Below are 14,206 nucleotides of genomic sequence, written 5' to 3'. Positions count from 1 at the left end.
TACCGGGAATGCGGAACGGCCGAGGTCAGACTCCGGCGGCTCCGTCGATCCGTTCCCGGATGAGGTCGGCATGGCCGTTGTGGCGCGCGTACTCCTCGATCAGATGGACCAGGATCCAGCGCAGGGAGACGCCCTGGTCGCCGAGGTACTCCGCGTCCGGCCCGGGGAGAAGCCCCGTGTCGTCGAGCGCGGCGTCTGCGCTCAGCTCCCGGCCCCGGGCGATCTCCGCCCGCCAGGCCGCCGTGGCCTCCTCGATGCCCCGGTCCGGTGCGAGGGCGAATCCGTCGGGGCCGGCGTCGTCGAAGACCCGGGGGACGTCCTGTCCGGCCAGCACCCGCTGGAACCAGTTGCGTTCCACCTCGGCCATGTGCTGGACGAGGCCGAGCAGGGTCATCCGGGACGGGGACGCGGTGGCCAGCCGCAGCTGTCCGTCCTCCAGTCCCGCGCACTTGAGGGCGAGCGTCGCCCGGTGGAAGTCCAGCCAGGATTCGAGCATGGCGCGCTCGTCGGCGCGCGGGGGCGGGACGGGTCGTCCGTCCGGAGTCGTCGTCATGGGCACTGCCTTCCAGGCGGCGACCGCCGGGAAACCCGGGCGGGGAGCCCGTGGAGGAAATCGTGGAAGAACGCGCCGGAAAAGGAGACAGGATCTGTCGGGTTTCCCGTGCACGGTGATGCCATGAACGAGGAAACGCACACCCCGAACACCACCCGAAGCACCCCGCACACCCACCCGGACACCCCCCGGGACGCCCCGCTCGCCGACCGGATCGCGCTCGTCGCCGGAGCCACCCGGGGCGCCGGCCGCGCCCTCGCCGTCGAACTGGGCCGCTCCGGCGCCACCGTCTACGTGACCGGCCGCACCACCCGCGCCCGGGTCAGCGAGGTCGGCCGGAACACGGAGACCATCGAGGAGACCGCCGAGCTGGTCACCGCGGCCGGCGGCACCGGCATCGCCGTCCCCACCGACCATCTGGACGAGGAGCGGGTACGCGCCCTGGTCGAGCGGATCGACCGCGAACAGGGTCGGCTCGACATCCTGGTCAACGACCTCTGGGGCGGCGACCACCTGCTCATCCGCTCCGTCTTCGGCAAGAAGAGCTGGGAGACGCCGCTGGCGGACGGGCTGCGCATCCTGGAGCTGGGGGTGCGCTCGCACGTGATCACCGCGGCGCTCGCCCTCCCCCTCCTGATCCGCTCCGACGCGCCCCTGCACGTGGAGGTCACCGACGGCACGGCGGCCTCCAACCGCCGGTACCGCGAGAACCTCTACTACGACCTCGCGAAGAACGCCCCCATCCGGATCGCCTACGGCCTGGGCGAGGAGTTGGCGGAGTACGGCGGCACCGCCGTCGCCGTCAGCCCGGGTTTCCTCCGCTCGGAGCAGATGCTCACCCACTTCGGGGTCACGGAGGAGAACTGGCGCGACGCCATCGCCCAGGAGCCGGCCTTCGCGATCGCCGAGTCCCCGCTCTTCCTCGCCCGCGGCGTCGCGGCGCTCGCCGCCGACCCGGACCGGGCCGCCCGCTGGAACGGGAAGTCCACGTCCAGCGGCGAACTCGGCCGGGTCTACGACGTCCGGGACGCGGACGGCAGCCGGCCGGACGCCTGGGCGTTCATCGAGGACACGGTGCACGGCGGGAAGGAGGCCCCGGCGGAGGACTACCGCTGACCCGGGCGGGAGCGGGTGCCGCTCACGCGTCCGGCACCCAGCTCCCGTGGAAGCCGAGCGGCACCCGCCCCGGCAGGTGGACGCGGGCCAGCGGACGGCCGGTGAAGTCCTCCGCCGAGAGGACCACCAGGTCGCTCGCGCCCCGGTCCGGATCGTGCACGTACGACAGGAGGTAGCCGTCGTCCTCGTGCCGTGCCCCTCGGCGCGGCACGAAGACCGGCTCCGAGGCGGCCGCGCCCCGGGGGAAGCGGTGCACCTGCCGGCTGCCGCGCAGCATGTCGTGCTTGACCAGGCAGTTGGTGAACGTCTCGTCCGGCGGCACCCCGTCGACCGTCCCGTAGGCGCGCCACATCTCCGCCGCGCACGCCGTGTAGGCGTACCGGTGCCGCCGGGAGACCAGCGACTCGTCGATGCGGGGGAACTCCTGCGGCAGGTCGTCGATCCGGGTGGTGCGGACCCGCCCGGCGCGCAGGTCGATGGTCCAGCGGTCGAGGGCCGGGGCCCCGGTGCCGGAGGGGCCGCCCTCGGTGCCCGCGACGTGGAACGGCGCGGGCATGGTGGTGAGTTCCATGACGATGGTGTCGCCCTGGTCGTAGGCGTTGAGCGTGTGCGAGAAGAAGACCGGGTCGATCTCGAACCAGCGGACGGCTCCCCCGGTCCGCTTCATCACCCCGACCCGCATCGGGTGCTTCGCGTTCCAGGTGTACGGAACGGCCGCGCCCGCCCGGGCGGCCGCCGGATCGAAGGTGACCGGCAGGTCGACGATCACCACGTACTTCCCGGTGAGGGCGAAGTCGTGCATCATCGGCGCGTCCGCCACCGGGATCCGGCTGGTCCGGGCCACCCGCCCGGTGTGGTCGACCACGATGTGCCGCACATGGTCCCAGGTCGGGTAGTACGCCACCGCGTGCAGCTCGTCCGCCACCGTGTCGTACTTGGTGTGCGCGGTGAACGCCCCCTCCAGCGTGGCACGGAAGTCGTGGGGCCGGACGGTGTTCAGCTCGCCGTCCAGTTCGTACGGCAGCGGTCCGCTCTCCTGGAGCGCCAGGATGCGCCCCTTGTACGGGATGACGTGGGTGTTGCACGCGAAGTCGTCCGGCGGGACCGGGCCGGGGTACGTCTCGCCCAGCTTGGCGGCCACCTGGGAGGAGCGGACCCACCGGTTGCGGTACCACTCGGCGCGGCCGTCGCGCAGCCGCACGCCGTGCACCATGCCGTCGCCGATCATCCAGTGGTGGGCGCGCGGGTCCTCCAGGCCCAGCGGGTTGGGGCCGGTGCGCAGGTAGCGGCCGTCCAGATCGCGCGGAACCCGGCCGGTCACCGGAAGGCCGAACGCGGTGAGCTCCTCGGTGACGGGGGCGAAGGCCCCCTCCAGGAACGGGAACGACGCGCCGCCCCGGTCCGTGCCGTCCCGGGTGGCCGCCTGCGCGGCGGTGCCGTAGTGGCCGGGTCCGTAGCCCCCGACGACGCTGCCGACCGCCGCGAGCGCCGCTCCCCCGAGAACCCTTCGGCGGGTGTGACCGGTCATCGTTTCTCTCCGTCCGTGCGTCCGTGCCCCGGCGGGTTCCCGCCGGTTCGGGACCGAGTCTGCTGCGCCGCCGGCGGCCGGTCAGGAGGTCTGGGGCCCTGGCCGGGGTGGCGCTGACGCCACCCCCGAGGGGTGTCGCCGGGTCGCCGCAGGGGGCGCCGCGATGCGTCAACTCACGCGGGAACGCGGTACGTTGTACGCGTCATCGACATCTCCCCCGGCCGGACGGCCGGCAGGGGGGCCGCCCCGCCCGGCGAGGCGGTCGCACGAACGTACTACCCAGTCATCGGAGTGGAGTTGGGCGCCCGTTTCCCCCAGGTCCCGGGCAGCGGCTACGGTGCTGCTGTGGTAATCGACGGGGAGGACATGACATCCGGGACCGCGCTGCTGATCGCGGCAGCCCCGGCCGGCAAGGGCCGCCTCGTCGACGCGACCGGCGCCCTGTCCCCGCTGGCCGCGGTGGCACCCGGCATCCTGACCCGCTCCGCCACGGCCACCGTCGTCGAGCTCGCCGATCCGGCCGACCCGCAGACGGTGCTCACCCGCATCCGCGCCGCGGCCACCGAGCCCGGCCCGCTCACCCTCTACCTCGCGGGCCAGCTCCACCTCGACCACCGCCAGCGGCTGATCCACCTCGCGCTCGCCCGGACCACGCCCGCCACCCTGCGCTACACCTCGCTGCCCTGGCACTGGCTGGCCGCCGAGCTCGCGACGCGACGCCCGGGAACCACCACCGTCGTGGTCGACCTGGCCGCCGCCCCGGACGCCTGGCCGAAGCTCCACGCCGAGGGGCTCGGCCTCGGCCACGGAACCCGGCTGTACGGACGGATCGTTCCGCCGTCGGCCCGCCGCCGTCCGGCGGAACCGTCCTATCTGAAGGCACTCGCCGCCGTGTGGCGCAGCGGCCTCAATCCGCCGCTCGCCCGGCTGCACGCGCAGACCGTCGCCCAGCTCGGCGCCGACAGCGCCCTGTTCATCGCCCCGGACACCGCGTCGCACCCCGCGCCGCCGCCTTCTCCCTCGGCGCCCGGCGGCCCGACCGCCTCCGCCCAGGGCCTCGCGGACCTCCCGTCCGCCGCCGGGAGCGATCCGCTGCCCGCGATCCTCGCGGCCGCCCACGCCGGGCGGCACGGCGAGGCCGCGTCGCTGGCCGCCCTGTGGGAGGGGTGGGCGCTGCGCACCCACGGCGCCGCCTCCGCCGAGGCCGTCCACTGGCTGGAGGTGCGGGCCGACCTCGCCCGCCTGGCCGGTGACCCGGCCCGCAGCTGCGAGCTGTGGGCGGCCGCCGCCGACGCCCGCCTCGCCCGCCGCCAGCCGCCGGACGACCCCGCCGTGGAGGGTGCCGTGGACCGGGCCCACCACCAGTGGCAGGAGATCGGCGATCCGCGGCGGGCCCTGGAGCTCGGCCCGGCCCTGGTGGCCCTGCGTCAGCGGGTGCCCGGCCGGCGCCCCGGAGCGGTCGAGGCCCTGCGGCACCGGCTGAAGCAGCTGGACTCCGCTCGTTCCCCCCGGACCGAACACCCCGTCAGCTGACGGACAGGGCGCACGGCAGGCCGCCCCGTACCGCCTGACCAGCGGGCTCGTAGACGCGCTCCGATAGCATGTTCGGGCTCATGACGAGCGCCCCAGACGCCTGCCCTTCCCTGGAAAACCATGCCAAACGGATTGAAAAGTGCCCTGTCCAGCCAGAACCGAACAAATCGGCCAAACACTTGATATCTATAGCATCGCGGTTTTTTTCGCGTAGTAACTTCAGAGCTCTGATCACCGCATGGCGTCGGCCCCGGGCGATGCTGTGGACGGCGGCGGCCGTGGTGACCCTAGGTTTCCTCGTCGCGCTGGAGATCGCCGCGCGGCACTACGGTCTGCCGGGGCCGATCGTCACGCAGGCGCAGGAGGTGGTGGTCGCCCCCAAGTCGGGCTTCCTGCTGTACGCCAGCATGGCGCTGACGATGCTGGTCCTCACCTGGCGGCAGCGGCTCATCGCCCTCTGCGCCGCCGTCGGCATCGACATTGTCTTCCTCCTGGTCCGGTGGGCGGCCGGCATCGGTCTGAACGGGGGCCACCCCTTCGGCAACGGCGCGCTGTGGGTGATCATCGGCTGTGTGGTCATCGCCTTCACCCGGCGCACGGGCGCGGAGCGGACGCTGCTGCTGAAGGGCGTCGGGCTGGGGCTGCTGCTGGTGGCGGGCCGGAAGACCGGCGACACCTGGCTGCTCATCACGTCGAAGACCCGCTACGAGGTGCTCGACCAGTACGTCGCCGTCGCGGATCACGCGCTGGGCAATCCGTCGTGGCTGGTGGGCCGGCTCGTCACGGCCACGGGACCGGTCGGCGCCCACTTCCTCGACGCCGTCTACACCCAGCTCCCGGTGGCGGCGGTCGCGGTCGCCGCGTACCAGTTGCGGCGCGTGGCGGTCGAGCGCCGCTTCCCGAGCCACCACCTGGTCCGCACCTTCCTGGTCATAGGGCTGCTCGGGCCCGGCATCTACATGATCTTCCCGGTGGTCGGACCGATCTTCGCCTACGGCGCGGACGGCGGGCACTGGGCGCTGGCCGACCTCTGGCCGAACACCCCGCCGCCGCTCGACGCCCCCCAGCACATGCCGTTCGACGGGATCACCCCGCGCAACTGCATGCCCAGCCTGCACACCGCATGGGCCACCGCGATCTTCATCCACTCCCGCAGGGGCCCCCGGTTCCTGCGGTACGCGGGGACGTTCTGGCTGATCGCCACGCTCGGCGCCACGCTGGGCTTCGGCTACCACTACGGTGCCGACATCATCGCCGGAGTCGTGTTCACGCTCACCATCGAGGCGGGGCTCCGCTCGCTCGAACGCGGCTGGGACCGGTCGGGGACCCTGCTCGTCGGCTACGGCACGGCGGTCTTCGCCGCGCTGCTGGTGGCGTACCGCTACCTGCCCACGGTGATGGCGGGCACCCCCTGGTTGTTCGGGCCGCTGCTCGTCCTCGCGATGGTCTCGGTCATCTACTGCTACGTGCGGACCACCGGGCGGTGGGATCCGAAGGTCGTACCGGTCCGGTCGGCACAGCCGCAGCCCGAACTCGCCTGAGACGCTTCCCCCGGCGGCGCTCCTTCCGCTCACCGCGAGCGGAAGGGGCGCCGTCCGCGTTCAGTCGCGCGGGCGGGTGTGCGCTTCCAGGGCGTCGATGATCCGGGGCCAGAGCGGGCGCGGCCGGTCGTGCCCCATGTCGGCGAGGAGCAGGAGCTCCGCTCCCGGCACCAGTTCGGCCGTACGCTCCCCGCCGCTGGGGTGGACCAGGGTGTCGTCCAGGCCGTGGATCACCAGCGTCGGCACCCTCAGTGCGCGCAGCGCGTCGGTGCGCGGGCCGCTGAGCGTCATGGCGGCGAGCTGCCGGGCCGTTCCGGCCGGGTGGTGGCCACGGTCGTAGCTCCGGGCGGCCAGGTCGCGCAGGGCCGCCGGGTCGGCGTAGCGCTTGGAGGCCCACAGCAGGTCCCGCTCGGCCGCCGCCACGTACCCCTCGCGGTCCGAGGGCTTCGGGGCAAGGAGCGCCGCCTGGGCCTCGGGGCTGGAGCGGCCGTACTCGGGTTCGCCCGTCGTGGACATCATCGACGTCAGGGTCAGGACGCGCTCCGGCGCGGCGACGGCCATCAGCTGGGCGAGCAGCCCGCCCATCGACGAGCCGACCACATGGGCCCGCTCGATGCCGAGGGCGGTGAGCAGGCCGAAGCCGTCGTCGGCCATGTCCTGGGCGGAGTAGGGCGCCATCGCGAGGGCCGCCGGGATGTCCCCGGCGCTCACCGTCCGGACGAACCGGGCCATGTCGACGGGGCGGTCGTCGAACCGGGTGGACAGTCCGCAGTCCCGGTTGTCGTAACGGATCACCCGGCGCCCGCGCTCCGCGAGCGCGCGGCAGAAGTCCTCGTGCCAGGTGATCATCTGTGCGCCGAGCCCCGCCACGAGCAGGACCGGCGGATCGGACGGATCACCGAAGGTCTCGTGGGCGAGGGAGATCCCGGACGGTGTTTCAGCGAGGGGCATACGGGGATTCTCCCAGCTCTTCCGGTTCCGTGCGACGCTCAGTCCCGCAGGCCGCAGCGCCGTTCGAGGGCCCTCAGGCGTTCCAGCTCGCGCTCCGCCGCCACCGGGTGGTCCAGGTCGAGGGCCATCGAGGCGCGGGCGGTGATGTAGCCGATGTCCTCGCGGACGGCGCCGTCGAGGCCGGGGAGGGCCAGGAGGCGGCGGGCGCCGACTCTCAGGAGAATCGCGAGGGTGTCGAGACGTTCGCGCCGGTGCACGGACATGGTCCCGCGCAGCCGGTCCTTGGCGTAGTCACGCGCCTGCCCGTCCGCCTCGCGGGGCCTCGGTGCGGTGGGCGCCCAGCGGAGGCGGGCCTCCTCGGCCTCCTCGTACATGTCCGCCACCCTGGTCCGGGCGAACTCGCGGTCGCCGTCCGCCGCCGCCGCACGGGCCGACGCCAGCGCGGAGCGCAGCCGTTCGCGGACGACGGGGTCCTCCCCCGTCTCCGCGCCCAGGTACCCGGACCACACATCGAACGCCTTGGCCAGTTCGGCGTCCAGCATGATTCTGTACGTGTCCGGCACTCCGCCGCCTCTCCGTCGGGCCCGCCCGGGTGCGGACAGCAGCGGTACACGATAGTCCGGGCCGCGCGCCCGCCACCTCCGGTTTTCCCGCGGAGCCCCCGGGCTCCGCCACTCGTACCCGTGGTGGGGAAGCGGTTTCCCTCCCGCTCGGGCAGGGCGCTGGGTAGCGTACGTCCGCCGGATCCGGTCGGTGTTCGCGTGTCCGGGACCGGTGAACCGGCCGTGTCCGGTGGGTGGATGGCGACGGCCGTCCATACTGCGGGCCTCCCGGTCGAGTCCTGCGGCGGACGCGGGGGTATGGAACTCGTATGAACCACACGTCGCCACGTGCCGGTTCGACTCTGCGAGCAGGGGCGACCGGCGTGGCGCGTTCCTCCGGGTGGAGACGGTCGAGTCGATCGACGGCACCGCTCGTACACCTCGGGCTGAAAGGAAGACGAATGGCAACTCCTCTGTCCGCCGCTGCCGTCCTCAAGGCGCTGCGCGCCGAGGGCGTGCGCGTGGTCGAGGTCGGGAACTGGCGTACCCACAACCGGAATGCGAAGGGCCCCTGGGGGCCGGTCAACGGGTCGGTCGTCCATCACACGGTGACCAAGGGCACCGCGAACACGGTCCGGATCGTGCGCGACGGCTACCCGGACCTGCCCGGTCCGCTGTGCCACGGGATGATCGCGAAGAACGGCCAGGTGCACCTGGTCGGCTGGGGCCGCGCCAACCATGCCGGCGGCGGCGACCCCAAGGTCCTGAACCAGGTGATAGCGGAGTCGTACGGCACCCGTCCCACCCCGCCCACCAAGGGCAACGCGAACGGGGTCGACGGCAACGCCCGGTTCTACGGCTGGGAATGCGAGAACCTCGGCAACGGCAAGGACCCCTGGCCCGCCGTCCAGTACGACGCGATCGTCCGTGTCCAGGCCGCCCTGTGCCGGGCGCACAAATGGTCCGCCAAATCCGTGATCGGACACCTGGAGTGGTCGAACGACAAGGTCGACCCCCGCGGTTTCACCATGGCCAAGCTCCGCGCCGACGTGGCGGAGCGGCTCAAGCACCCCGCGAGCTGGAACGGCTCCGACCCCGAGGAGGACCCCATGGCCGGAATCACCAAGCGCGACATCTTCGACGCCGTCTGGAAGACCGACGCGATCGGCGGGCCGGCGGACGCGGCGGACCACGCGACGAACCCGACGTGGCAGCCGCAGTCCATCCTGAAGGACATGCAGGCCCGCATCCGGTCCATGGACAAGCGGCTGGCCGCCCAGACGGCCGCGATCACCGCCCTCGCCGGTCAGCTCGGCACCGGCGCCGACTCGAAGACCGTGGTCGCCGCGGTCCAGGCCGCGATCGACCGGGCCGTCGCCGAATCCGACTGAGGCCGCGGGCCGGCCTCCGTGCCCCGGTGGGGCGTGGGGGCCGGCCCTCGCTCAGTCCGTGCCCTTCTCACCGGTCGGCGGGACGGCACGGCCGGCGTTCAGCTCGAGGTGCCCGCCGGAGAACCGGCCGCGCATCCGGCGGTCGTGGGTGACGACGACGACGGCGCCCGGGAACTCGGCCAGGGCTCCTTCCAACTCCTCGACCAGGGCAGGGGAGAGGTGGTTGGTCGGCTCGTCCAGGAGGAGCAGATCGGCCGGATCGCCGACCAACCGGGCCAGTTCGAGCCGACGGCGCTGCCCGTACGACAGCTCGCCCACCCTCCGCCGCAGATCGGCCGGGGCGAACAGGCCGAGTGCAAGCAGCCGTTCGGTCTGCTCGTCCAGGTCGCCCCCGCGTCCCCGGGCGAACGCCTGGGGCACCGTCAGCCCCGGTGGCCATCTCGTCCCTTCCTGTCTCAGATGACCGACCCGGCCGCGTGTCCGCACCGTCCCCTCGTCGGGTGTCGTCTCGCCCGCCAGGACCCGCATCAGCGTGGTCTTGCCCGCGCCGTTGGGGCCGGTGACCAGCAGACGGTCGCTGCCGCCGATCCGGAGCGACGGCAGGTGCAGCCGGTTCCCGACCCGGATGCCGTCGAGCTCGGCCACGGGCTGTTCCGTCCGGTCGTCGGCGGCGGCGGCGGTCAACCGGCCGGTGAACACCAGTGGTTCGGGCGGTGGAGTGACGGGCCGCCCGGTCAGCCGCTCGACGCGTTCCTTCGCGTTGCGGATGCGGACCATGGCCCCGTGGCCGCGGCCCCGGGACCGGAATCCGCCGTGGCCGAAGACCGCGAGGGGCAGCTTGCGCGGGACCGCCGCCAGCCGTCCCGCGTTCGAGGCCGCCAGTTTCCGATTGCGGTCCAGCTCCGCGCGCCAGTCGGCGTACTCCTGCAGGCGGCGGCGCCGTTCGGCGGCCTTGCCGGCGCGGTAGCCGTCGTAACCGTCGCCGTAGCGCGTCACCTTCCCTTCGTCGACTTCCAGGATCGTGGTGGCGACCCGTTCCAGGAACACCCGGTCGTGGGTGACCGCGACGACGGTGCCCCGGTGGGCCCGCAGACGGTCCTCCAGGCGGCCCAGCGCCCGTTCGTCCAGGTCGTTGGTCGGTTCGTCCAGCAGCAGCAGCTCCGGCCGGGACGCGAGCGTGGTGGCCAGCGCCAGCCGGGACCTCTCGCCGCCGGAGAGGGTGGCGAGCGTCCTGTCCCGGGCCAGCCCGGGGAGACCGAGTTCATGGAGCGCGACGTCCACCCGGGCGTCGGCTCCGTGGCCGCCGCGCGCCTCGTAGTGGGCGAGCAGACGGGCGTAGTCGTCCAGTGCGGTGGTGAGCCGGGCCCCGGACAGCCCTTCCAGCCCGGTCTCGGCCTGCCGGATCCGCGCCTCCAGGTCGCGCAGATCGGCCAGGGCCGTGTCCACCACGTCCTGGACAAGGGACTCGGGCGACAGCCGCGGCGACTGGGCGAGATGGGCCGAGCCGCCGGGCGCGGTCACGGTCAGCTCGCCGTTGTCGGGCCGGTCCAGCCCGGCGATCAGCCGGAGCAGCGTGGACTTTCCCGCTCCGTTCTCGCCGATGACGCCGACCTTCTCGCCGGGGCCGATGGTGAAGGAGACCCGGTCCAGCACGATGTGGTCGTCGTAGCGGCGGGTGACGTCGTGGAGTGCGAGTTGTGCGACGGGCATGGGTGAGCCCCCTGTTCTCGGCCGGGCCGATGGGCGTGGTCGGTGGGACGCGTCCGCGCACGCCGTGGCAGCCCCGCGCACCCTGCCGGGCAGGGCGCGGGGATCACGGAAGGAGAGGCGGCGCGGAGGAGAACGCGCGGCGGCGGAGCCGGACTCGACGCGGCCGCGCGGGGACTGTCACAGAGAACCCATGCGCAGCACCGTAGGCGCGGGGGCGGGGGCCGGCAAGGCGTTTTCCGAGCGGTTGACCGGTGCCGGTGCCGGTGCCGGTGCCGGTGCCGGTCCGTAGGATCGATCGCGTTCGCGCGGCCGCCGGTACGTCGGGGCCGGTGCCCGGCGCGGGCGGTGAGGAGCCGTTCATGGACCGTCCGCCGTACCCCGTACGTCCGGCCGCCTTCGGGGCGGTGGCCGCCCGGTTGTCGCTGCTGAGCGACCGTCGGCTCCGTGACGTCGTGGCTTCGGCCTCGACGCTCGGCTCCGGTGTCGGGGGCAGGACCGCCGAGTTCGAGGTCGACGGCACGCCGGTCTTCGTCAAGCGGATCCCGCTGACGGACATCGAGTCGAGACCGGAGAACGTGCGGTCCACGGCGAACGTCTTCGGGCTGCCCGCGTTCTACCAGTACGGGGTGGGCTCGTCCGGGTTCGGCGCCTGGCGCGAGCTGGCCGTGCACGCCCTGACCACCGGGTGGGTGCTCGACGGCGCCAGCGCGGACTTCCCGCTGATGTACCACTGGCGGGTGCTCCCGGACACGCCGCCGAGCGGGTTCGCCGACGAGTTCGGAGGTATCGACGGGGCGGTCGCGCACTGGGAGGGGTCGTCGGCCGTGCGCGCCCGGCTGGAGGCCATCGGCCGGTCCGCCGCCTCCGTCGTGGTCTTCCTGGAGCATCTGCCGCAGACGCTCGCCGCCTGGCTCGCCGATCACCGGGAGAGAACGCCGGGCGACGGGTACGGGGCCCGGTACGCCTGGGCGGAGGATGCCGTGATGCGTACGGCCGCCTTCATGCGCTCCCGGGGGCTCGTCCACTTCGACGCGCATTTCGACAACGTCCTGACCGACGGCCACTCGGTCCGCTTCGCGGATTTCGGCCTCGCGCTGAGCACGGAGTTCGAGCTCTCCCCCGCCGAGTCCGCGTTCCTGGCCGCGCACCGCGCGTACGACAGCGACTACCTGGCGAACCATCTGCTCCGCCACCATCTCCCCACCGGGCTGCGCGGCGGACTGGGGCACGAGGAGTTCCTGCGCCGCTGGCTCACGGACGACCGGCCCGAGGGAGTGGCGCCGGAGGTCGCCTCGGTCATCGACCGGCATGCCCCGAGGGCCGTCGTCGTGGACGGGTTCCAGCGCCGGTTGGTCCACGGGAGCCGACGGACGCCGTACCCGGCCGCCGCGATCGAGCGGGCCGGGCGGTGAGCGGGCCGGGCGGTACGGTCACCGCCCGGGCGGCCGGAGTCCGGCGCGGCGGAGTACCGGAATGGACAGGGCGAGCACGGCGGCGAGCAGGCAGACCGCGCCGCATCCGGTGAAGAACGCGCCCGCGCCCCACAGGTGGACGGTGATCCCGACGGCCGGGAAGAGCGCGGGGGCCAGTCCGAGCGTGCACAGCGTCGTGACCGAGGTGACCCGGCCGAGGTAGCGGGGATCCGTCTCCGTCTGGACCAGGGCGCCGGTCACCGTGGTGGTGAATCCGCTGCTCATGCCGATCAGGGCGCCGAACGCGACGGCTCCGGGCAAGGAGGCGGCGTGCCCCAGGGCGACCGCCCCCGCGGCGGTGACGAGCAGGGCGCCCGCCATGGTGAGGCCGGCGCGGGGTATTCGGGGCGCCGCGGTGAGCAGCAGTGCGGCGGCCGCGGCTCCGACGCTGAAGGCGCCGGCGATCCAGCCCATGCCGGGCGCGCCCCAGCCGCGTTCGTCCGCCAGGAGCACCAGTCCGGTGGCGACCGGGCCGCTGAAGCACATCTCGCTCAGGCCGGTCACGACGACGAGTGGGGCGAGCAGCCGGTGGCGGCGCAGGTAGCGCAGCCCGTCGCCCAGTTCGCGCCGGGCGGAGCCACGGGGCAGGGGGGCGGGCCCGGGTGGTTCGCAGGTCCGCACCGTGAGCAGGAGGACGAGCGAGACCGCGAACAGCGCTCCGGAGGCGGCGAACGCGCCGGCCGTGCCACCGGACACCAGTAACGCCCCGGCGAGGAGCGGCCCGGTGGCGTTGCCGAGCCGGATCGACAGGCCGCGCATGCCCTGGACCCGGGCGAGTTGGGCGGGCTCGGTGATCCGGGGCGGGAGGGCGCCCACCGCCGGCATGAACACCGCGTCGACCGCGCCGAAGACCAGCGCGACGGCGATCAGCAGCCATACGCCCGGTGCCGCCGCCACGACCGCCCCGGCGGTCACCAGGATCACTGCGCAGCGGACCGCGTCGCTGACGACGGCGACCCGGCGCGGCCCGAAGCGGTCGGCGACCACTCCCCCGCCGAGCATGAGCACCGCGCGCGGCAGCGCCCCCGCCGCGACCACCAGGCCCACCTGCGAGGGCCCGGCGACCCGGGTGGCCGCCCAGGACAGGGCGAGGAAGTACACGACGTCGCCCGTGACCGAGGCCGTGTACGCGGTGAGCCAGCGCAGGACGTTGGCGTCCCGGTACGCGGGCCGCGGCGGGGCCGCCGGAGCGGGGAGGCTCACGCCCCGGCGTCCGGCGGCAGGACCGTGCCGGGCGCCGGGAACGCCTGCACCTGGACGAAGACAGGCGAAGTGCCTTCGGGTACCCCGCCCGACCGGTCGCGGTACCGGGTGATCACCTCGAAGATCTCGTCCCGCATCCGGCTGGTGTCATCGGGGGTCAGATGGAGCAGGAAGTCGCCGTAGGCGGTGGCCCGGAGCCAGTCCTCGGGGAGCAGCGGCACTTCCCGCGCGGCCCGGTGCAGGCGGTCGGCGGCGACTTCGGCCACGGCCTGGGTGTAGGCGCGGCCGGTGTCGCGCTGTTCGGTGGTGGCCGTCGCCGGGTCGTGGACCGACTGGCGGTGGACGGACCTCCACCAGCGTTCCCGTCCGGTGCCCCGGTCGGGTTCCTCCTCGATGAGTCCGCCCGCCGCGAGTCGGCGCAGGTGGTAGCTGGCGGCGCCGGGGTTGATGCCCAGTTCGTCGGCGACGTGGGTGGCGGTGGCGGGGCCGCGCTCGCGCAGCAGGGCGAGCACGGTCAGCCGCAGGGGGTGGGCGAGCACGCGCAGGGCCGCAGTGCCGAGTTCGACATCGCGCGGGGGTGGGAGGTCCGAGGCGGTCATGCGCAGACGATAGCCCCACAACAGTTCTTTCGAAAGAGTTGTTGTGAAGCGCGTACGCTCTCGATGC

12 protein-coding genes are annotated in these 14,206 nt (G+C 73.6%); 5 read left to right on the top strand and 7 right to left on the bottom strand.

Annotation, left to right across the window (positions count from 1 at the left end; genetic code table 11):
* Positions 1 to 25: 25 nt before the first annotated feature.
* Complete coding sequence (locus ACF08W_RS16980) at positions 26 to 553, bottom strand: DinB family protein (RefSeq protein ID WP_392279701.1); 528 nt, start codon at positions 551 to 553, stop codon at positions 26 to 28.
* Positions 554 to 676: 123 nt separating this feature from the next.
* Here ACF08W_RS16980 and ACF08W_RS16975 point away from each other — a divergent pair, with 123 nt between their 5' ends.
* On the top strand, positions 677 to 1,669 hold the full coding sequence (locus tag ACF08W_RS16975) for an SDR family oxidoreductase (RefSeq protein ID WP_385212230.1): 993 nt from the start codon (positions 677 to 679) through the stop codon (positions 1,667 to 1,669).
* 22 nt (positions 1,670 to 1,691) lie between these two features.
* On the opposite strand, the gene ACF08W_RS16970 is transcribed toward ACF08W_RS16975, so the two are convergent.
* On the bottom strand, positions 1,692 to 3,197 hold the full coding sequence (locus ACF08W_RS16970; protein WP_392279700.1) for a carotenoid oxygenase family protein: 1,506 nt from the start codon (positions 3,195 to 3,197) through the stop codon (positions 1,692 to 1,694).
* Positions 3,198 to 3,563: 366 nt separating this feature from the next.
* Here ACF08W_RS16970 and ACF08W_RS16965 point away from each other — a divergent pair, with 366 nt between their 5' ends.
* Both ACF08W_RS16965 and ACF08W_RS16960 read left to right on the top strand, forming a co-directional pair.
* Positions 3,564 to 4,730, top strand: coding sequence for a hypothetical protein (locus tag ACF08W_RS16965; RefSeq protein WP_392279699.1), 1,167 nt, complete (start codon positions 3,564 to 3,566; stop codon positions 4,728 to 4,730).
* A 257-nt stretch (positions 4,731 to 4,987) separates the two neighbouring features.
* Entirely contained in the window at positions 4,988 to 6,271 is a 1,284-nt protein-coding gene (locus ACF08W_RS16960; protein WP_385212236.1) for a phosphatase PAP2 family protein, read from the top strand.
* A 60-nt stretch (positions 6,272 to 6,331) separates the two neighbouring features.
* Here ACF08W_RS16960 and ACF08W_RS16955 read toward each other — a convergent pair whose 3' ends face one another.
* Together ACF08W_RS16955 and ACF08W_RS16950 are read right to left on the bottom strand one after the other, a co-directional pair.
* Positions 6,332 to 7,222 (bottom strand): alpha/beta fold hydrolase, encoded by an 891-nt coding sequence (locus ACF08W_RS16955; RefSeq protein WP_385212238.1) that lies wholly within the window; start codon positions 7,220 to 7,222, stop codon positions 6,332 to 6,334.
* A gap of 38 nt (positions 7,223 to 7,260) precedes the next feature.
* Positions 7,261 to 7,764, bottom strand: a complete 504-nt coding sequence (locus tag ACF08W_RS16950; RefSeq protein ID WP_392279698.1) for a hypothetical protein — start codon at positions 7,762 to 7,764, stop codon at positions 7,261 to 7,263.
* 461 nt (positions 7,765 to 8,225) lie between these two features.
* Here ACF08W_RS16950 and ACF08W_RS16945 point away from each other — a divergent pair, with 461 nt between their 5' ends.
* A complete protein-coding gene (locus ACF08W_RS16945; RefSeq protein WP_392279697.1) occupies positions 8,226 to 9,155 on the top strand; it encodes an N-acetylmuramoyl-L-alanine amidase in 930 nt (309 codons plus the stop codon).
* A gap of 51 nt (positions 9,156 to 9,206) precedes the next feature.
* Here the strand turns inward: ACF08W_RS16945 and ACF08W_RS16940 are convergent, their stop codons facing one another.
* On the bottom strand, positions 9,207 to 10,865 hold the full coding sequence (locus tag ACF08W_RS16940; protein ID WP_392279696.1) for a TlrC/CarA/OleB/SrmB family ABC-F type ribosomal protection protein: 1,659 nt from the start codon (positions 10,863 to 10,865) through the stop codon (positions 9,207 to 9,209).
* A gap of 359 nt (positions 10,866 to 11,224) precedes the next feature.
* Here ACF08W_RS16940 and ACF08W_RS16935 point away from each other — a divergent pair, with 359 nt between their 5' ends.
* Positions 11,225 to 12,277, top strand: a complete 1,053-nt coding sequence (locus ACF08W_RS16935; protein ID WP_392279695.1) for a protein kinase family protein — start codon at positions 11,225 to 11,227, stop codon at positions 12,275 to 12,277.
* An 18-nt stretch (positions 12,278 to 12,295) separates the two neighbouring features.
* Here ACF08W_RS16935 and ACF08W_RS16930 read toward each other — a convergent pair whose 3' ends face one another.
* Both ACF08W_RS16930 and ACF08W_RS16925 read right to left on the bottom strand, forming a co-directional pair.
* Positions 12,296 to 13,540, bottom strand: coding sequence for an MFS transporter (locus tag ACF08W_RS16930; RefSeq protein WP_392279694.1), 1,245 nt, complete (start codon positions 13,538 to 13,540; stop codon positions 12,296 to 12,298).
* Positions 13,537 to 14,139, bottom strand: coding sequence for an ArsR/SmtB family transcription factor (locus tag ACF08W_RS16925; RefSeq protein ID WP_385212248.1), 603 nt, complete (start codon positions 14,137 to 14,139; stop codon positions 13,537 to 13,539). Before ACF08W_RS16925 ends, ACF08W_RS16930 begins: the two co-directional genes overlap by 4 nt.
* Positions 14,140 to 14,206: the final 67 nt, after the last annotated feature.

This window comes from Streptomyces sp. NPDC015144, from assembly GCF_043079735.1.
Taxonomy (GTDB): Bacteria; Actinomycetota; Actinomycetes; order Streptomycetales; family Streptomycetaceae; genus Streptomyces.
Note: the sequence above shows the minus strand (reverse complement) of the source record. Positions and strands in the feature narration are given on the sequence as shown.